This is a genomic window from Streptomyces sp. UG1, assembly GCF_049974585.1.
Classification (GTDB): domain Bacteria; phylum Actinomycetota; class Actinomycetes; order Streptomycetales; family Streptomycetaceae; genus Streptomyces.
In genome coordinates this window covers 41,683-59,845 of sequence record NZ_JBNGGG010000010.1, presented here as the reverse complement: position 1 = coordinate 59,845, position 18,163 = coordinate 41,683, and the positions used below count along the sequence as shown (strand labels likewise).

The following is an 18,163-nucleotide window of genomic DNA, read 5'->3' as shown; positions in this document are numbered from 1 at the left end:
CCGCGGGCACCGCACGGGACTTCCAAAACACCCCCTAGAGCCACCTGACCTCGTAGGCCTGCAACTCGACCTCCTCGCCGTCGATCTTCGCGACGGTCTGCCGGTCGAGGGTGTTCACGGCCAGGATCACCTTGTCCGTGGCCAGGGCCCGGACGTCGGGTCGGTCCACGGACACCGACCGGTACGCGGTCCCCGGCCGGAACTCCTTGCCGAACCGCGAGAGCAGGTCGTACATCGGCAGCTTCGCGCCGCCGCCCGCGCTGTCGGTCGGCGTCCACAGACAGCCGGCGCACTCGGTGCCCTTCTCCTCCTGCGGGTTCCAGTAGAAGGCGGAGGTGGCGCCCCCCTTGGCCAACGCCATCATCCCGGCGGCCTGGACGGCGCCGCGGCGGGCCTCGGACCAGCCCTTGCGGTCGTCGTTGCCGTCGGCGGGCTCAACGTAGTACTCGGCCCACCACAGCGGCAGATCGCCGGTCTGCCCCCGCACCCAGCGGCTGACGGCCGTGAACTTGTCGGTGGCCGTGAACTCGTCCGGCAGCAGCTCGTCGTCGCGGGTGTAGCTGGAGCCGTCCACGACGACGAAGTCGGCGCCGGCCTTGTGCTCGTTCCAGTACTCGAAGGCCTCGACGGTGCGCCGGTCCATGGCGCCCCAAGGGCCGGTGAGGGCCGTCGAGGCCTCCTCCGCGCGCGGGTCGACGCTGTCCATCACGAGGTAGGGCCCGCCGACCATGATGTCCGGGTCGACCTTCTTCAGCGCCTTGTGGACGAGGTTGTAGAGCTCGGTGTAGCCCTCGTAGTCCCAGCGGGCCTCGGCGTCGTTCCAGAAGCCCTTGAACTCGTTCCACACGATGAAGTGGCGTACGTCCGGGTAGCGCTTGGCGACGGTCACGGCGAGCGCGGCGAAGTCCTCGAAGTGCTCGGGGTCGGGCGCGGTCTCCAGGGCGGCCTGGCTCCAGTCGGTGTTGCCGACGCCGGCCTTGCCGCCCTTCATCCAGTCGGGGGCGCAGCACAGGGTGACGACCGGGGTGCTGCCGGAGGCGCGGATGAAGTCGATCCGGCGGTCCATCGCCTCGAAGTCGTAACGCCCCTCGACCGGCTCGGGATTGTCGGCGCCCCAGCCCATGATGTGCTGGATCTGCGGCAGCCCGCCGGCGTCCGCGAGCCGTCCCTCGACGCGCTGGACGGCAGCCGAGGCGCCCTCGTCCGCACTGTGCTGGGTGTGGGTGAAGCCCCAGCCGACCTCCGGGTTCGCCGCGTCCGGCGTGGCGGTCGGCGTGCCGTGCGGCCGGTCGCCGTCCCGTGAGGTGCCGTCGGTGTTCACGCCGTTGCCGGGAAGCGTGTTGAGGAGGGTCACGACCAATGCCAGCGCCGCCGCGCCCACGCCGAGCAGCGCGGTGAGCCGCCACCGCCGTGCCCCCGAATTCCACCCATGACGTCCCATCAAGGACAACGGTAACGGGGGTGGCGCGGGCTGGGGTGGCTTTCGCCGTACACGGTCCTGCTGCATCTCCCGGGGGTCGCTGTATCCCATTGCCGCTGCGCGGCGGGCCGGACCCCCGGCCGGGGACGCGGTGGCCGCGTCGGGCACGGCTCGGGTATGCATCCTTGGCGGGACGTGCAGCGGAAACCGGGTGCACAGGGGCGTCGCGTGCCGGATCATGGCCGCATGTCTGCGAACCCACACGACGCTCTGCCGATCCGGCTCAACGTCGACGACAGCGACTCGCCGTCCGACGTCGTCGACGCGCTGTTCCTCGGCCGCTTCGCGACGGGCGAGCAGCCGTACTCGCACGCGGCGAACATCGACCGCGTACGGTCCGGGGCGACCCTCATGCCGCCCGGCGCCCGCGTGCTGCGCACCGCCCGCGACGACGACCGCAGCGCGACGCTGGCCGAGGGCGACGGCTGGACCCTGCTGATCTCCCGCTGGAACCGGGGCGCCGACGTCACCGTGACGGCGACCAGCGAGGAACTGGCGGCGCGGGTGCTGGGCGAGGCGACGGACGGCGCGGCGGACGAGCCCGAGCCGCAGCCGGAGAACGTGACCATGGGCTTCTGGTACGTCTCCCCCAGGCGCGGCCCGCACCGCACGACCCGGCAGATCTCGGCCGGCACCTGGGACGAGGTGCGCGCCAACTACACCGCGCCCGTGGCGGACGCGATGGACCACCTGATGAAGACGACCCCGCAGGACATCGCGGGCCGGCTGCTCCTGCTGCACGGCCCGCCGGGCACCGGCAAGACCTCGGCCCTGCGGACGCTGGCCCGCTCGTGGCGGGACTGGTGCCAGGTGGACTGCGTCCTGGACCCGGAGCGGCTGTTCAGCGACGTCGGCTACCTGATGGACATCGCGATCGGCGAGGACGACTCCACGGGCAAGGGCCGCTGGCGGCTGCTTCTGCTGGAGGACTGCGACGAGCTGATCCGGGGCGAGGCGAAGCACACCGCCGGCCAGGCGCTGTCGCGGCTGCTGAACCTGACGGACGGACTGCTGGGCCAGGGCCGCAACGTCCTGGTCGGCGTGACGACCAACGAGGACCTGGAACGCCTGCACCCGGCCGTGGTCCGCCCGGGCCGCTGCCTGGCCCGCATCGAGGTGGGGCCGCTCACCCGCCGGGAGGCGGTGGGCTGGCTGGGCACGGACGAGGGCGTGGGCCGGGAGGGCGCCACGCTGGCGGAGCTGTACGCGCTGAAGCGGGGCACGTCCCCGACATCGCTCCCGGAGCCTCGGGACGGGGCGGACGCGGGGCTGTACCTGTAGTGCTTTGATTGAGGTATGACCCTGTTCGTCGGGACATCGGGATGGCAGTACCGGGACTGGCGGGGTGCCCTCTACCCCACCGACGTGCCCATGCGACTGTGGCTGGAGGAGTACACGGGGCACTTCGCCACGGTGGAGATCAACAACGCGTTCTACCGGCTGCCGTCACGGGAGAACTTCGAGGCCTGGCGGGACCGGGTGCCGGGGGACTTCGTGGTCGCGGTGAAGGCCAGCCGCTACCTCACCCACATCAAGCGCCTGAAGGATCCCGAGGAGCCGGTCCACCGTCTGATGTCCCACGCGGCGGGCCTGGGCGACCGCCTGGGGCCGGTACTCCTCCAACTCCCGCCGACTCTGCGGGCCGACCCCGGCCTCCTCGATGCCTGCCTGGCCTGCTTCCCGTCCGGTACGCGCGTCGCGGTCGAGCCCCGCCACGAGTCCTGGTGGGCATCCGAGACCCGCGAGGTGCTGGAGTCCCGCGGCGCCGCCCTGTGCTGGGCCGACGTCCAGGCCCGTCCGATGACGCCCTTGTGGCGCACCACGGACTGGGGCTACGTCCGCTTCCACGAGGGCCGCGCCCACCCCTGGCCCCGCTACGGCCGGCGCTCCCTGGAGACCTGGGTCGACCGCATCGCGACCACCTGGTCCGACGCCGAGGACACATACGCGTACTTCAACAACGACCCCGGCGGGGCGGCGGTGGAGGACGCGGTGGCCTTCGGGAGGGCGGCGACGCGAGCGGGCCTCACGGTGAGCCGCACACCGGAGTCCGCCGCACGCCGCTGACTACTCCCCGTAGGCCGCCCGCAGGGCATCGCGCACGGCCGCCAGCGCCTCGGCCTCCGTGAGCCCCAGCCGCCGGGCCCGCTCCGCGTACTCCTGCGCGGCCGCCGCCGACTGACGCTCCGCGGCCGAGCCCGCGGCGGCCACGAACGTGCCGTTGCGCCCCCGCGTCTCGATCACCCCGTCGCTCTCCAGCGCCCGGTACGCCTTGGCGACAGTGTTCGCCGCCAGCCCCAGCGACTCCGCCAGCCCCCGCACGGTCGGCAGCCGGTACCCCACCGGCAGCACGCCCGACCGCGCCTGCTCGGAGATCTGCGCCCGCACCTGTTCGTAGGGGGCGGCGCTGTCGTCGATGTGGATCTTCAAGGTCACAGGCCGATTGTCCCGCACCCGCCGGAAAATGAGAGGCATCCGGGCCTGTCTCCCCCGTACCGTGCGCCCACATGACAGTGATCGTGCGCGACCTGCGTCCCGACGACCGAGCCGACGTCGAGGGCTTTGCCCATGCCCGCCATCTCGCGCTCCCGTACATCCTGTGGACCCCGGAAGGCATCCTCCACAACCTCAACCGCACCCACCCCGACGCCCACTACCGCTCCCTCGTGGCGGAGGAGGACGGCGAGATCATCGGCACCGCCCAGGTCCGCCTCGCGTACGACAGCCCGGAGCCCGGTCAGGGCGACCTCAACATCTATGTACGGCCGGACCGGACCCGCCGCGGCGCCGGCCGGCTCCTGGTCCGCGCCGCCGAGGAGCATCTCGCCGCCCACGGAGCGACCAAGCTGTTCGCCTGGGTCCTCGACGAGCCGGACAACCGGGCGTACGCCGAGCGGCACGGCTATCGCGCGAGCCGCTCCGCCCACTTCCTCCGTCTGGACCTGGCCAACGGCGAGCTCCCGCCGCTCCCGGACCTCCCGCCGGGCGTCGAGCTGCGCAGGGCCGCGGACTTCGCGGACGACCCGCGCCCGATGTTCGAGCTGGACGCGGAGACCACGTCGGACGAACCGAGCGACATCGACGCCGAGCTCACCGACTACGACGCCTGGATCGAGGAGACCTGGAAGCACCCGCTCCTCGACCTGGACCTGACCTCGGTCGCGGTTGTCGACGGCCGCCCCGCCGCCTTCACCGCCGCCTACACGGACCGCGCCACCCGCTACTCCACGGCGATGACCGGCACCGCCCGCGCCCACCGCGGCCGTGGCCTGGCCAAGCTGGCCAAGAACGACTCCCTGCACCGCGCCCGCGCGGCCGGCTACAAGGAGGCGTTCACCGGCAACGACACCGACAACGAACCGATGCTGGCGATCAACCGCTGGTTCGGGTACGAGATCTGCGCGACGGAGGTCCGCCATGTCCGCGAACTCGGCTGACCCGACCCGCCCCTTGGACGTCGTCCTCGTCAAGGCGGGTCGGACGAAGATCCGTTACCCGGCCGAACTGCTCACCGACGACGGCACCCGCATCGCCGTCCGCGCCCTCTGGTCCGGGGCCGGCGTCCGCGACTTCGGCTTCGTCCGATTCGAGCCGGGCGATGTCTTCACCGAGTACTACTGGCGCGACCGCTGGTACGCCGTGAAGGAGGTCCGCGACGCCGCGGGCGCCCTCAAGGGCTGGTACTGCGACATCACCCGCCCGGCCACGCTGTCCGGCACCGAGCTGGTCGTCGAGGACCTCGACCTGGACCTGTGGCGCTCGGCCGACGGCACGGACGTACGGCGGCTGGACGAGGACGAGTTCGCCGGGAGCGGCCTGGCGGAGTCGGACCCCGAGGCGGCTTCGGCGGCGCTGGCGGCTCTCGACGAGCTGGAAGGGCTCGCCGTCGCCGAGGGCGGCCTGGAGTCCTTGCTGGCCTAGACCCACGCCACCACGGCATACCGCTCGTCGTCCACGGCCTTGCCCCACAGCAGCGCGTCGTCCGACAGCCGCTCCAGGCGCACCTGCCCGGCGAGCGGGGCGAGGAGGCCGGTGAGCCGGTCCGCCGGTATGCCGACCGGACTGACCGTCCCCCAGACGCCCTCGACCAGCACGAGCCGACCGCCGGGCCGCAGGAGCCCACGCCAGTGCCGCAGGACTCGCGCGGGGTCCGGCAGCGTCCACAGCAGATGCCGAGCGAGCACCACGTCGAACCGCTCCTCCCCCACCGGAGGCCCCGCCGCGTCACCGACGAGGAACGCCGCGTCACGCCCGGCCAGCTTGGCGCGGGCGAGGTCCACCATCGCCGGGGACAGGTCCACCCCCATGACCCGGTGTCCTTGTTCGGCCGCGAGGAGCGACAGACTGCCGGTGCCGCAGCCGAGGTCGAGGATGTCGGACGCGCGCTCGGGCAGCCAGGTGCGCAGCCTGGAAGCCCAGGCCTGACGCACCTCGGGGTCGCGCAGGCCGTGGTCGGGCTCGTCGTCGAAGGTGGGGGCGGCCGCGTCCCAGTCCAGGTCGGCCCCAGTGATGGCGTGTTCACCGTTCGTCATGGGGCCAAGAGTGACACCCACCACTGACAGTCCGAATCGTGACAGCGGCCACTGACAGGGCCGGCACCGATGAGGAACTCTCCCCGAACGGGTCTACCCCGGTGACAACGCGGAACTCGGTGGACCCTGAAGGAGGCAGCCATGCGCCGTGTAACCGTGCAGAAGCCCCTGAAGAGGCAGTCCAACGCCCGCCGGGTCCGGGAGGAGGCCGACGAGCGCCCCTCGGGACGACCCGAGGTCCGCAAGGACATCGCCCGGACCTGGTGGCCGGACGGCTGAAAAACCCTGCCGGTCGCGTGAGACGCGTCAGTCGAGCCGCTTGACGTAGTGGACGCGGTCATAGACGCCGTCCACCCGGCGCTCGACGACGTCGTAGCCGTACTTCGGGTAGATCTTCTGGTTCTCCCACATCAGCGCGTTCGTGTAGAGCCGGACCTCGGCCAGGCCCAGCGCACGCGCGCGTACGTCCACGAAGCGCAGCAGCCGCCTTCCGACGCCCTGGCCATGGGCGTCGGGGTGGACGGCGATGCTGTCGAGGAACAGGTGGTCCTCGTGCGCTTCCAGTACGACGAGCCCGATCACGGGGTCGCCCGTCACGAACACCTTCCCCGCGGCCACGTCCGCCGCGTGGTCCGCGTGCATGGGCACGGGCGTCTGCCCGATCCGCTCGACATAGGGCGTGTAGGCCGCGTCGGTCACGTGCTTGACGGCCGGTACGTCGGCGGCCCTGGCGGGCCGGATCTCCTCGCTCGTCATGGTGTGCACGCTACCTACCTGATCTCAGTCTGAGCACTCCCTTAAGGCGACCCTAAAGATCGCCGCGAGCCCCCCTGCGGCGGGCGGTTTCGCGGTTTCTTGGATCCGGCACTCATCAGTATCGGTTCCGAGGAGATCCCCCATGCCCGCACGCCGCAAGGCCGCCACCGTCGCCGCCCTCGGCCTGGCCCCGCTCGCCCTGACCGCCCTCGCCGGCGCGCCCGCGTCGGCGCACGGCTCGATGGGCGACCCGGTCAGCCGGGTCTCGCAGTGCTACGCGGAGGGCCCGGAGAGCCCGAAGTCCGACGCGTGCGCGGCGGCGGTCGCGGCGGGCGGCACCCAGGCCCTCTACGACTGGAACGGCGTACGCATCGGCGACGCGGCCGGCCGCCACCGTGAGCTGATCCCGGACGGCAAGCTGTGCAGCGCGAACAGCGAGGCGTTCAAGGGCCTCGACCTGGCCCGCGCCGACTGGCCGGCGACGAGCGTGAGCAGCGGGTCGTACACCTTCAAGTACCGTGTGACCGCCCCGCACAAGGGCACCTTCAAGGTCTACATCACCAAGGCGGGTTACGACCCCGCGAAGCCGCTGGCCTGGGACGACCTGGATCTGGCGAACCCGGTGGCGACGGTCACGGACCCGGCGGCCTCGGGCGGCTTCTACACGTTCTCCGGCACGCTCCCCGAGCGCTCCGGCAAGCAGCTTCTGTACGCGGTCTGGCAGCGCTCGGACAGTCCGGAGGCGTTCTACTCGTGTTCGGACGTCACGTTCGGCGGCGACAGCGGCGGCGCCGGCACGGACGGCTCCGGGGGCGCGGCGGCGCCCGCCCCGAGCGCCTCGGCGCCCTCCGAGGAGCAGATCGAGGACGGCGCCGACAAGTCGACGATCGAGCACGACGGCCACGGCGACCAGGACGCCGCCACGTCGGCGGAGCCGGCCGCCGGGGCCGAGGAGGACCGGTCCGCCGCACCGGCCGTCAACCGGCCGAAGGCGGCCGGTGCCGGCGAGAACCTCGCCGAGACCGGCGGGGACAGCGGCACGGCGTATCTCGCGATGGGCGGTGCGGCGGCCCTGGCGCTGGGTTCGGCGGTCCTGTTCGCGTCGGTGCGCAGGCGCGCGGCCGGCGGCGCCCGCCTCGGCCGCTGACGAAAGGCTCCGGGGCCTGAGCGGCGGCTCAGGTCGGTCAGGCCCCGGCGACGTGTTCCGCGATCGCCTGCTCGGTGGCTCAGCCGATCACGGACGCACAGGTGGTGGGGGTGGCGCGGGCCGGGTCGAGCGCGTTGGCCACCTCGTGGAAGGCGATCCGGTCGGTCAGCCCCAGGAACGCGTGCTCGGATATGTCGACCGCGCACAGGTCCTGGATCAGGACGTTCTTGACGCCGGGCCCGTTCAGGAACTGGCTCCGGTACGGCGTGACCACCTCGTCGTACCTGGTGGCGATGACCGTGTAGCGGACACCGGGGACGGTGTCGCCGCCCGCGTTGAGCTTGGTCATGAAGTCGGATCCGACGACCTGCTGGGCGAGGGCGGGGGTGGCGGTGCTGAGCAGGTCCTCGGCGCCGGGGAAGTACGGCAGCAGGCTGGTGAGCCCCGCCAGCGTGGTGCCGTGGTTGTTGGGCGCGATGCCGACGAGGGCGTTCACCTTGGCGGCACCGCCGAGGAACTTGACGTAGTAGCGGGGCATCATGCCGCCCTGCGAGTGGCCGACGAGGTCGGCCTCGGCGGCGCCGGTCGCGGCGAGGACCTTGTCGACGTAGGCGGACAGTTGCTCGGCCGACTTCTCGATGGGGCCGAGGGCGTGGAAGAACGGCACGCCGGGCAACTGGCCGTAGTCGAGGGAGAAGACGCAGTAGCCGCGGTGCTTCAAGTAGGGCGCGAGTCCCAGCCAGTTGTCGACGGAGTTCGCGAAGGTGCCGTGCACGAGGACGACGGGGCGGGGATGGGCGGCGGACGGCTTGCAGGAGTAGTCGTTCCAGCCACTGCTCGACGTCGCCGTCGCCTCGGCCGCGTGGGCGGTGGTGGCGGCGGTGGCGGCGGGGACGACGGCGACCGCGGCGGTCAGCAGCAGCGCGGCCAGCGATCTGAGCACTCGTTTCCAGGGCAGCATCGGGTGATCTCCTTGCGGCTCAAGGGAGGTGCGACGGCCTTACGCCCTGTGATCCGGATCACGAGGATGCTGTTCACTTGTCAAGTTACGGGCGAGTAGTAGACGTGTGAAGTTACGCGTCAGTAAAAACTTCCAGTGATAGTTGGTCACCAGGAGGGGCGCAGCGGGCCATTGGGCGCGAGACGCAGCAACTGGCGGCACAGATCGCGGACTTCACCCTCCCCCACCAGCGCACTCCACTCGCGCACGACGTCCGCAGCCGCCTCTTCCGCGGCCCGCGCACAGGCCCACCCGCGCTCGGTCAGCACCAGCAGCCGAGCACGCGCATCCTGCGGATGCGGCCGCCGCTCGACGTATCCCTTGCGCACGAGCTCGTCCACGAGCTGGCTGGCGGCCTGCTTGGTGACCCCCAGGTGAGCCGCGAGGTCGGTCACCGTCGCGCCTTCCGGGGCGAGCCGGGTGAAGGCGAACCCGTGCGCGGGCCGCAGCCCCTCGAAGCCACGGGCGACGACACCGTCGTTGATGCGCCTGGTCAGATCGCCCGCGGCGGCGAGCAGGGCGGCGGTCAGGGCCAGGGCCTCGGAGTTCTGCACGCCTGCATTGAAACACCCTTGACGAAGTGGTCAAACAGCTTGACCATATAGTCAAGGAGCTTGACTACGCCCCGGAGGCCACTCATGCCCGTCATCCGCTCGTCCGACGCCGTGACCCACGAGATCCACGGCGCCCGTTTCATCTCGTACGCCACCCCAGCCACCGGCAGCAAAGAGCTCTGCGCCTGGCGCGGCGAGGTCCCTGCCGGGACCAAGGCGCCCGCGCACACCGTCAACCGGGAGGAGATCCTTCACCTCCTCGACGGCGAGCTGCTGATCACCCTCGACGGCCGCACCGACCGGATCACGGCCGGCGACACCCTGATCATCAACCCCGGCGCGACCCTGGCCGTCGAGAACCCGACCGACCGGACCGCGACCACCTGGGTCACCACGTCCATCGGCCTCACCGCGGAGCTGGCCGACGGCACGTTCATCACGCCGCCGTGGGCGGACTGAGCCCTAAACCGCGAGCCAGCGCCCCCGGCATCACCGCACGCGGCCCGAACTTCGCTCGCGCGCGGTCCGCGACCTCCTCGATGCGGCGGGCCTTCTCGTCGAGCGGGTCGAAGGTGAGCTGGTAGGAGGCCTGCTCGGCGGGGTCGAGCCCCTCGGCGCGCAGGGCCAGGGCGCGCACGCGGGCGCGCTGGAGACCGAGGGCCTCGTACATGCCGTACGCCGCCCTGGTCAGCGCCGCCGAGTGGGCCGTCGGCTCCTTCAGGGCGCGGCTGCGGGTCGTCGAAGAGCGGTCGGCGTAGCGGACGGTGAGGGTCAGGGTGCGGCAGACCTTGTCCAGGGCGCGCAGCCGGGCGCCCAGTTCCTCGGCGGCCGAGAGCAGGGCGCGGCGGTGCCGGTCCGAGTCCAACTCGTCGCGTGTGAAGGGCCGTTCGGTGGCCAGCGAGCGTGACACGCCGTTCGGGACGACCCGGCCCCGGTCGATTCCGTTCGCCTTCTCGCGTAGCTCGCGGCCGGCCTTCGCGCCGATCAGCCGCTGGAGCGTGGACAGCGGTGCGGCGGCGACCAGGCCGAGGGTGTCGAGGCCGTACTCGCCCAGGGTGCGGGCGGTCGCGGCGCCGACGCCGGGCAGCGCGGCCACCGGCTTGTCGGCGAGGAAGTCCGCGACGGCGTCCGGCTCCTCCGGCACGGCACAGGTCACCCCGGGCCGCGCGTCCCCCAGCGCCACGCGGGCCAGCATCGGCCCCGGCCCGGCGCCGATCGCACAGTCGACCCCGTGATGGGCGAGGGCACGCACCCGGATCACCGACGCCAGCTCGATCGCGTCCCGCCCGAAGTACCGCTCGGCGCCCCGCAGATCGGCCAGCGCCCCGTCCGGCGGCAGCGCCTGGACCACCGGCGTGAAGTCCTCCAGCAGTCCGAGCAGCCCCGGCAGGGCCGCCTCGTCCATCGGCGGCGGCTGGAAACGTACGCAGAGGATGGTCATCCCGCACTCCCCGGACTCTGGTGCCACAACTTCCGTACCTGTGAAGGCGCTTGACCCGCAGGTCGCAGATCGGCCCACGGGTTCAGTTCGTATCCGGTGGGCATTTGGATTCGCCGGCCGCGCGCCGGATCCGCGCCGTCCCCCGCCGGTTCCGGCACCGGCTCCGCCAGCCGCGCCGCCACCACGTCAAGGCCGCCCTCGGCGCGCAGCTCGATCAGCTCGGCGAGGTTCCAGGCGGCGGAGCCCACCACACTCAGACTGCGCGGACCGCGCCGCTGCACGACTCCCCGCACCAGCAGCAGCCAGGAGTGGAAGACGGTGTGGGCACAGGCGTCGTGCGAGTCGTCGAAGAACGCGAGATCCACCAGCCCCGTCCCGTCGTCCAGCGTGCTGAAGATGACCCGCTTGCCGGACCGGATCGGCGGCGTCTGGGTGGCCGCCTTGGCCCCCGCGACCAGCACGCTCTCGCCGTGCCGGGCATCGCGCAGCCGCCGCGCCGAGACGACGCCCAACTCGTCGAGGAACGCCCGGTGGTCGTCCATCAGATTGCGCGAGGCGTCCATGGACAGCACACCCAGCTCGGCACTCAGCCGCTCCGCCGAGGTGAGGTCGGGCAGCCCGGCCGCGGCCGTCTTCCGCCCACCGGCCAGCGGGAGTTGGCCTCCGCCACCGCCCCGGGCGCCCCGGTGCAGTTCCGTCAGATGCAGTTGCAGATCACGCCGGTTGGCCCCGAAGGCGTCCAACGCACCCACCTGCGCGAGCCTTTGGGCCAGCGGCCGGCTCGGCCTCCCCCGCTCCCAGAAGTCGAGCAGCGAGGCATACGGCTGCCCGTCCGCGATCCGAGCCGCCTCGGCCTCGCTGATGCCGTGCACGTCGGAGAGGGCGAGCCGCAGCCCCCAAGTCCCCTTCGAGCCCTCTGATTCAGACACCAGTTCGATACGGTGTGCGACTCCCGACGCGTTCACGTCCAACGGCAGGATCGGCACCCCACGCCGCCGCGCGTCCGCCAGCAGCAGCCGCTTCGGATACATCCCGGGGTCATGGGTGAGCAGCCCCGCGTAGAAGGCGGCCGGATGATGGGCCTTCAGCCAGGCCGACTGATAGGTCGGCACGGCGAAGGCGACCGCGTGCGCCTTGCAGAAGCCGTACGACCCGAAGGCCTCGACGATCTCCCAGGTCCGCCGGATGGTCTCCGCGTCGTACCCCTTCTTGGCCGCGTGCTGCGCGAACCACACCCGGATCCGCCCCTGCGACTCCGGGTCGGACAACCCGCGCCGCACCCGGTCGGCCTCGTCCCGCCCGCAGCCGGTCATGATGTGCACGATGTCGATGATCTGCTCGTGGAAGACGACGACCCCGTACGTCTCCCGCAGCGGCTCCTGAAGGTCCTCGTGCGGATACCGCACCGGCGCCCGCCCGTGCCGCGCCTCGATGAACGGCCGCACCATGTCGGCGGCGACCGGCCCGGGCCGGAAGAGCGAGATGTCGACGACGAGATCATGGAAGGTGGCCGGCTGAAGCCGCCCGACCAGGTCCCGCTGCCCGGGCGACTCGATCTGGAAGCACCCCAACGTCTCGGTGGACCGGATGAGCCGATACGTAGCCGGATCCCCGTCCTGCAGCGCATCCAGATCGACCCGCTCCCCCGTGACCCGCGCCACCTCCGCGACCGCGTGCGCCATCGCCGACTGCATCCGCACGCCCAGCACGTCGAGTTTGAGCAGCCCGAGGTCCTCGACGTCGTCCTTGTCGAACTGCGACATGGGAAAGCCCTCGCCGCTGGTCGGCATGACCGGCGTACGGGACAGCAGGGAGGCGTCGGACAGGAGCACCCCGCACGGGTGCATGGCAATGCCACGCGGCAGCGCGTCCAGCGCCTCGACCAGTTCCCACAACCTGCCGTACCGCTCCCGCTCCCCGGCCAGTCGCCGCAGTTCGGGCAGTTCCGCCAGCGCCGCCCGGGCGTCCCGGGCGCGGATGTGCGGGAAGGACTTGGCGATCCGGTCGATGTCGGCGGGGTCCATGGACAGGGCCGCGCCCACGTCCCGGACGGCGTGCCGCACCCGATACGTCTCCGGCATCGAGACGGTGGCGACCCGCTCCCTCCCGAACCGTTCGATGATCGCGCGATAGACCTCCAGCCGCCGCGCGGACTCCACGTCGATGTCGATGTCCGGCAGCACCAGCCGGCGCTTGGACAGGAAGCGCTCCATCAGCAGCCCGTGCGCCACGGGGTCGGCGTGCGCGATGCCGAGCAGATGGTTGACGAGCGACCCGGCGCCGGAACCCCGCGCGGCCACCCGGATCCCCATCCTCCTTACGTCATCCACCACTTGAGCGACCGTCAGGAAGTAGGAGGCGAACCCGTGGTGGGCGATGATGTCCAGCTCGTGGTGCATCCGCTCCCAGTACGCCCGCCGCCCGTCGTAGCCGCGCAGCACCATGCCCGCCACCGCCCGCGAGGCGAGCGCCCGCTGGGCGGTGCGCCGCTCGGCGCCGACGAGGTACGGCTCGGGAAAGTGGACGCTGCCGATCCCGAGGTCGTCCTCGGGATCGACGAGGCACTCGGCGGCCGTCGCCCCGGTCTGCTCCAGCAGCCGGTGGGCGGTGTCGCGCCGGAAGCCCGCGGCCTCGACGACCCGCTCGGCGACCCGCGTCATCTCGCCCGCGCCCTTGAGCCAGGCCTCCCCGGAGTCCAGTTCCCCGGTGGAGCCGATGGGCACGAGCCGCCGCGCGGCGTCCAGCACATCGGCGACGGGCCCCAGCCCCGGGTCGGCGTACCGGACGGCGTTGCTCAGCACGGGCCGCACCCGCTGCTCGGCGGCGAAGCCGACGGTACGGGCGGCCAGCCGCAGCGAGCCCGGACCGGTGCCCTTGCGCCCGTGCCAGACGGCCTCCAGGCGCAGCGAGTCGCCGTAGACCTCCCGCCAGGGCACCAGCAGCCGGGCCGCCCGGTCGGGACGACCGGCGGCGAGCGCCCGCCCGACGTCGGAGTCGGGCCCGAGCAGCACGATCAGGCCATCCCCCTGGTTGTCCCCCCGGGGCAGCATCGGCGGCCCCTCCCCACCATGCGCAGCAGAAACGATTCGGCACAGCTCGCCCCACCCCCGGGCCCCATCCCGCCCGAGAAAGGTGACCCGAGGCGCCGATTCATCGACAAAGGCACCCCCACGCACCGGAACCCGCCGCCGCGCCGAGGGCCCGTCCACCCCCGAAACCCCAAGCTCCTCCACGGCCAGCTCCACCCCGAACAACGGCCGCACCCCGACCCCCGCACAGGCCTTGGCGAACCGGACCGCACCCCCGAGCGAGTCACGATCGGTCAGCGCCAGCGAGTCCATACCCCGCTCGGAGGCGCGCTCGGCCAGCCGCTCCGGATGCGAGGCGCCGTACCGCAGGGAGAACCCGGAGACGGTGTGCAGATGCGCGAAGCCGGACACACGCACCTCCCGCACTAGTGAGCCCGAGGCCGACCGCTCCTCGAACATCAGTTCCCAACTCTCCCACCCCCACCATAGACCATTTCCACCCCGTTCTCGAACACTAGTACGACATCCGTTCGGACGCCTCCCACCTGCGCAAACACCCCCACCCCTCGACCGTGGGGGCATGACACAGACCACCGGCGCCGGCACTCCCCGCAGCCCTTTCCTCGCCGAAGTGAAGGACGCCGTCACTCCACGAGCCACCCTGCTCGTGACCGGCGTGGTGGTCCTCCACCTGCTCTTCATCGCGTCCTATGTGGGCGCACTCCATGACCCCAAGCCCAAGGACGTCCCCTTCGGAGTCGTGGCCCCTCAGGCAGCCGCCCAGCAAGCAGTCACCCGGCTGCAAAACCTGCCCGGCGACCCCCTGGACCCACGCGCCCTGCCGGACCCGGCAACGGCCCGCGCCCAGATCCTCAACCGCGAGATCGACGGCGCCCTGCTGATCGACCCGACAGCCACCACCGACACCCTCCTGCTCGCCACGGGAGGCGGAAAGGCACTGGCCAGCGTCCTGGAGAACCTCCTCACCACCCTGGAGAGATCCGAGGCCCGCACCCTGCGCACCGTCGACGTGGCCCCCGCCGACCCCCATGACGCCAACGGGCTCACGTCCTTCTACGTGACCGTGGGCTGGTCCGTGGGCGGCTACCTCTGCGCATCGATCATGACGATCAGCTCGGGCGCCCACCGCCCCACCCCGAGACGCTCGGTGATCCGCCTCATCGCCATGGCCCTGGTGGCCCTCGTCGGCGGCCTCGGCGGTGCCCTGATCGTCGGCCCGATCCTGGGCGCACTACCCGGCAGCATCGCCGCGCTCTGGGGCACGGGCGCCCTGATCATCTTCGCGGTGGGCGCGGCCACCCTCGCCTTCCAGGCCATCTTCGGCCTGGCCGGAATCGGCTTGATGATCCTGATCGTCGTCATCCTGGGCAACCCCAGCGCGGGCGGCGCCCTCCCACCCCCACTGCTCCCCCCGTTCTGGCGGGACATCGGCCCGGCCCTGCCCCCGGGCGCCGGCACCTGGGCAACCCGCTCGATCGCCTACTTCAAGGGCAACGACGTGACCGGCTCCCTCCTGGTCCTCTCGGTCTGGGCTGCCGCGGGCATCGCGATCACTCTCCTGGCGGCAACGCTACGAGGCAGGGAGCCCAGAACGCAGTAGCACCCGCGTACGGCGGGAAGGGGACGGGCCGGGGGGTGTCCGCCCGCAGCGGCGGGCGTCAACGCAGAGCACCCATGTAAGCCACCGAGCCGCCCGACCGAGGACGGACACCCCCCGGCGCAGCCCCGACCCACAACCCACCGCAGGCGCTACGCGAACCCCCACCGCACCCGCACAGGCGCCGCAGGCATCCCAGCCGAACACCCACACCCGAACGCGAAAGTCCCGCCCCCGACAACCCAGGGGCGGGACTCCGCAAAGCTACGACCGTCAGCCGATCTCGGTACCCGTGGCCGACAGCGCCTCGGTCACCGGCTGGAAGAACGTCTCCCCACCGGAGGTGCAGTCGCCGCTGCCACCGGAGGTGAGCCCGATCGCCTTGTCACCGGAGAACAGCGACCCACCACTGTCACCCGGCTCGGCGCAGACGTCGGTCTGGATCAGCCCGTTGACGATGTCACCGTTGCCGTAGTTCACGGTGGCGTCGAGCCCGGTCACCTGGCCGTCGTGCACCTGCGTGGTCGACCCGCTACGGGTGACCTCCATACCGACGGTCGCCTCCGCGGCCCCGCTGATGGCCTGCGAGGAACCGTTGTAGAGGTTCACCTCGCTCGGGTGCTCGACATCCGCGGTGTACTTGACCAGCCCGTAGTCGTCGTCCGGGAAGCTGGAGACCTCATTGGTGCCGATCTCGTTGCCGTCCGCGTCCGACCAGTCCGTGATGCCCTCGGTGCAGTGCCCCGCGGTCAGGAAGAACGGCTCCCCGCCCTTGACGACGTTGAAGCCGAGCGAGCAGCGCCCGCTGCCGCCGGTGATGGCGTCACCACCCGCAATGAAGGGCTTGAACTCCCCCTTCGTCCGCTTCAGTTCCGCCGTGGCGCCCAGCCCGTCGACCACCTTGCCGAGCTTGGCCCACTCGGCGTCGGACACCGTACGGTCCGCGGTGACGACGACCTTGTTCGTCGCCGGGTCGGTCACCCAGGAGGTGCCGGGGATGGTCGCGTCCTTCTTGAGCGTCGTACGCGCGCTCTTCAGCTCGGCGAGCGAGTTCTCGACGACCCGCGCCTTGGCGCCGGCGGCCTCGACCGCATCGGCGGCGGCGTCGTCAAGGACGTTCACCACGAGGTTCTTGGTCTTCGCGTCGTAGTACGTACCCGCGGCGTCCCCGCCGAGGTCCTTCGCCAGCGTCGAGGCGAGCTTTCCGGCCGCGCTGATCGACAGCGTCTTCGGCGCGGACGCCTCCGGCGTCTCACTGGCGTTCGCAGTCTGCAAGGTAACGCCCGCGGCCACCAGCGCGGCGATACCCGCACCTGCCACGGCTGCACGCCGCTTGGGTATGCGTCGGTGCTTCAACTCACGTCCTCCTGTGGGGGGTCGGCCCGAGAGGTTGTGGGGACCTCGTCGGACCGGAAGGCGTACGGCCACGGGGGCGGTGCACAACAAAAGCCGCACCCGCGCCGGTTGAACAACGCTCACTATTCCTAGAGACACAGGGGGCGCACAAGGTCGACTTCAGGACGCGCGTAGAAGACGGTTGCACACCCCCCTTGACTTGACCGTGCACAGTCACGCCGGGTCTCTTCGCACAGCAAACACCGCGGGCAAGCGAATCATAAGCAGCGCGTAAGGTCTACTCCTGTCTTGAATTCGCCCCTTGGGGGCCCGAATCCAAGCGCGCCTCCGGAGGCGGCAGTTCCTGCCCACTCCCACCCATCCCCTGCGCCCCTTTCTCAAGAAACCGCAACAATTCCACCGGAATCGGCAGCACCAGCGTGGAGTTCTTCTCGGCCGCCACCGCCATCACCGTCTGCAGCAACCGCAATTGCAGAGCCGCAGGCGTATCGGCCATCTGATGAGCGGCCTCCGCCAGCTTCTTCGAGGCCTGGAGCTCCGCGTCGGCGTTGATCAGCCGCGCCCGCCGCTCCCGGTCGGCCTCGGCCTGCCGGGCCATGGACCGCTTCATGGTCTCGGGAAGGGAGACGTCCTTGATCTCCACCCGGTCGATCGTCACGCCCCACTCGACGGCCGGGCTGTCGATCATCAACTCCAGCCCTTGGTTGAGCCGTTCGCGGTTGGACAGCAGATCATCGAGCTCGCTCTTGCCGATGATCGACCGCAGCGAGGTCTGCGCCATCTGCGAGACCGCGAACCGGTAGTCCTCCACGCGCACGACCGCGTCGGCCGGCGAGGTCACCTTGAAGTAGACGACGGCGTCGACCCGGACGGTGACGTTGTCGCGCGTGATGCCCTCCTGCGCCGGCACGGGCATCGTCACGATCTGCATGTTCACCTTGCGCAGCTTGTCGACGCCCGGAACGATCATCGTGAACCCGGGCCCGCGCACCTGGGAGCGCAGCCTGCCGAGGCGGAAGACCACGCCCCGTTCGTACTGCTTGACGACTCGCGCGGCCGCCGCCACATACACCACCGCGGCGGACGCGAGCGTCACTCCCGCCGCCACCAGTTCCTCGACCATCACCGACCCCCGGGGTCCGACGTGGGCGCATCACAGGGGGAGTACTGCCCGTACGTCGACGGTAGCCCCGCCGCACACCAAGGGCGAGCCCCCGCACGCCAGTTGCGTGCGGGGGCTCACATTGCTG

General features: G+C 71.4%; 18 protein-coding genes. 8 read left to right on the top strand and 10 right to left on the bottom strand.

What is annotated here, in order from left to right:
• Positions 1–34 precede the first annotated feature (34 nt).
• Positions 35–1,441: a GH39 family glycosyl hydrolase gene (locus ACP4J3_RS13305; RefSeq protein WP_426533757.1), complete on the bottom strand. Its 1,407-nt coding sequence runs from the start codon at positions 1,439–1,441 to the stop codon at positions 35–37.
• Positions 1,442–1,666: 225 nt separating this feature from the next.
• On the opposite strand from ACP4J3_RS13305, the gene ACP4J3_RS13300 reads away from it, so the two are divergent.
• Together ACP4J3_RS13300 and ACP4J3_RS13295 are read left to right on the top strand one after the other, a co-directional pair.
• Positions 1,667–2,761 carry a DUF5925 domain-containing protein gene (locus ACP4J3_RS13300; RefSeq protein WP_426533755.1) on the top strand — a complete coding sequence of 365 codons (1,095 nt, stop codon included), beginning with the start codon at positions 1,667–1,669 and terminating at the stop codon, positions 2,759–2,761.
• Positions 2,762–2,776: 15 nt separating this feature from the next.
• Positions 2,777–3,547 carry a DUF72 domain-containing protein gene (locus tag ACP4J3_RS13295; RefSeq protein WP_426533753.1) on the top strand — a complete coding sequence of 257 codons (771 nt, stop codon included), beginning with the start codon at positions 2,777–2,779 and terminating at the stop codon, positions 3,545–3,547.
• Here the strand turns inward: ACP4J3_RS13295 and ACP4J3_RS13290 are convergent, their stop codons facing one another.
• Positions 3,548–3,916, bottom strand: a complete 369-nt coding sequence (locus tag ACP4J3_RS13290; RefSeq protein ID WP_426533751.1) for a GntR family transcriptional regulator — start codon at positions 3,914–3,916, stop codon at positions 3,548–3,550. It lies immediately after the preceding gene.
• Between the two features lie 71 nt (positions 3,917–3,987).
• Here ACP4J3_RS13290 and ACP4J3_RS13285 point away from each other — a divergent pair, with 71 nt between their 5' ends.
• Together ACP4J3_RS13285 and ACP4J3_RS13280 are read left to right on the top strand one after the other, a co-directional pair.
• Complete coding sequence (locus ACP4J3_RS13285; protein WP_426533749.1) at positions 3,988–4,917, top strand: N-acetyltransferase family protein; 930 nt, start codon at positions 3,988–3,990, stop codon at positions 4,915–4,917.
• A complete protein-coding gene (locus tag ACP4J3_RS13280) occupies positions 4,898–5,401 on the top strand; it encodes a DUF402 domain-containing protein (protein WP_426533747.1) in 504 nt (167 codons plus the stop codon). Before ACP4J3_RS13285 ends, ACP4J3_RS13280 begins: the two co-directional genes overlap by 20 nt.
• Here ACP4J3_RS13280 and ACP4J3_RS13275 read toward each other — a convergent pair.
• On the bottom strand, positions 5,398–6,012 hold the full coding sequence (locus ACP4J3_RS13275) for a class I SAM-dependent methyltransferase (RefSeq protein ID WP_426533745.1): 615 nt from the start codon (positions 6,010–6,012) through the stop codon (positions 5,398–5,400). The genes ACP4J3_RS13280 and ACP4J3_RS13275 overlap by 4 nt on opposite strands.
• Before the next feature lie 141 nt (positions 6,013–6,153).
• Between ACP4J3_RS13275 and ACP4J3_RS13270 the strand changes: the two genes are divergently transcribed.
• Positions 6,154–6,291 (top strand): hypothetical protein, encoded by a 138-nt coding sequence (locus ACP4J3_RS13270; RefSeq protein ID WP_426533743.1) that lies wholly within the window; start codon positions 6,154–6,156, stop codon positions 6,289–6,291.
• Positions 6,292–6,318: 27 nt separating this feature from the next.
• On the opposite strand, the gene ACP4J3_RS13265 is transcribed toward ACP4J3_RS13270, so the two are convergent.
• On the bottom strand, positions 6,319–6,768 hold the full coding sequence (locus ACP4J3_RS13265; RefSeq protein WP_426533741.1) for a GNAT family N-acetyltransferase: 450 nt from the start codon (positions 6,766–6,768) through the stop codon (positions 6,319–6,321).
• A 142-nt stretch (positions 6,769–6,910) separates the two neighbouring features.
• On the opposite strand from ACP4J3_RS13265, the gene ACP4J3_RS13260 reads away from it, so the two are divergent.
• Positions 6,911–7,915, top strand: a complete 1,005-nt coding sequence (locus ACP4J3_RS13260) for a lytic polysaccharide monooxygenase (protein WP_426533739.1) — start codon at positions 6,911–6,913, stop codon at positions 7,913–7,915.
• Between the two features lie 79 nt (positions 7,916–7,994).
• On the opposite strand, the gene ACP4J3_RS13255 is transcribed toward ACP4J3_RS13260, so the two are convergent.
• On the bottom strand, positions 7,995–8,876 hold the full coding sequence (locus ACP4J3_RS13255; RefSeq protein WP_426533737.1) for an esterase/lipase family protein: 882 nt from the start codon (positions 8,874–8,876) through the stop codon (positions 7,995–7,997).
• A 146-nt stretch (positions 8,877–9,022) separates the two neighbouring features.
• Positions 9,023–9,469, bottom strand: coding sequence for a MarR family winged helix-turn-helix transcriptional regulator (locus tag ACP4J3_RS13250; RefSeq protein WP_426533735.1), 447 nt, complete (start codon positions 9,467–9,469; stop codon positions 9,023–9,025).
• A gap of 84 nt (positions 9,470–9,553) precedes the next feature.
• Here ACP4J3_RS13250 and ACP4J3_RS13245 point away from each other — a divergent pair, with 84 nt between their 5' ends.
• A complete protein-coding gene (locus ACP4J3_RS13245; RefSeq protein ID WP_426533733.1) occupies positions 9,554–9,928 on the top strand; it encodes a cupin domain-containing protein in 375 nt (124 codons plus the stop codon).
• On the opposite strand, the gene ACP4J3_RS13240 is transcribed toward ACP4J3_RS13245, so the two are convergent.
• Positions 9,906–10,910 (bottom strand): DNA polymerase Y family protein, encoded by a 1,005-nt coding sequence (locus tag ACP4J3_RS13240; protein ID WP_426533731.1) that lies wholly within the window; start codon positions 10,908–10,910, stop codon positions 9,906–9,908. The genes ACP4J3_RS13245 and ACP4J3_RS13240 overlap by 23 nt on opposite strands.
• Positions 10,907–14,350 carry a DNA polymerase III subunit alpha gene (locus tag ACP4J3_RS13235; RefSeq protein ID WP_426533729.1) on the bottom strand — a complete coding sequence of 1,148 codons (3,444 nt, stop codon included), beginning with the start codon at positions 14,348–14,350 and terminating at the stop codon, positions 10,907–10,909. Before ACP4J3_RS13235 ends, ACP4J3_RS13240 begins: the two co-directional genes overlap by 4 nt.
• A 169-nt stretch (positions 14,351–14,519) precedes the next feature.
• On the opposite strand from ACP4J3_RS13235, the gene ACP4J3_RS13230 reads away from it, so the two are divergent.
• The gene (locus ACP4J3_RS13230; RefSeq protein ID WP_426533727.1) at positions 14,520–15,560 is read left to right on the top strand and encodes a DUF3533 domain-containing protein; all 1,041 of its coding nucleotides are present in this window, start codon (positions 14,520–14,522) and stop codon (positions 15,558–15,560) included.
• A gap of 270 nt (positions 15,561–15,830) precedes the next feature.
• Here ACP4J3_RS13230 and ACP4J3_RS13225 read toward each other — a convergent pair whose 3' ends face one another.
• Both ACP4J3_RS13225 and ACP4J3_RS13220 read right to left on the bottom strand, forming a co-directional pair.
• On the bottom strand, positions 15,831–16,913 hold the full coding sequence (locus ACP4J3_RS13225; protein ID WP_426533725.1) for a S1 family peptidase: 1,083 nt from the start codon (positions 16,911–16,913) through the stop codon (positions 15,831–15,833).
• A 277-nt stretch (positions 16,914–17,190) separates the two neighbouring features.
• A complete protein-coding gene (locus ACP4J3_RS13220; protein ID WP_426533723.1) occupies positions 17,191–18,036 on the bottom strand; it encodes a slipin family protein in 846 nt (281 codons plus the stop codon).
• Positions 18,037–18,163: the final 127 nt, after the last annotated feature.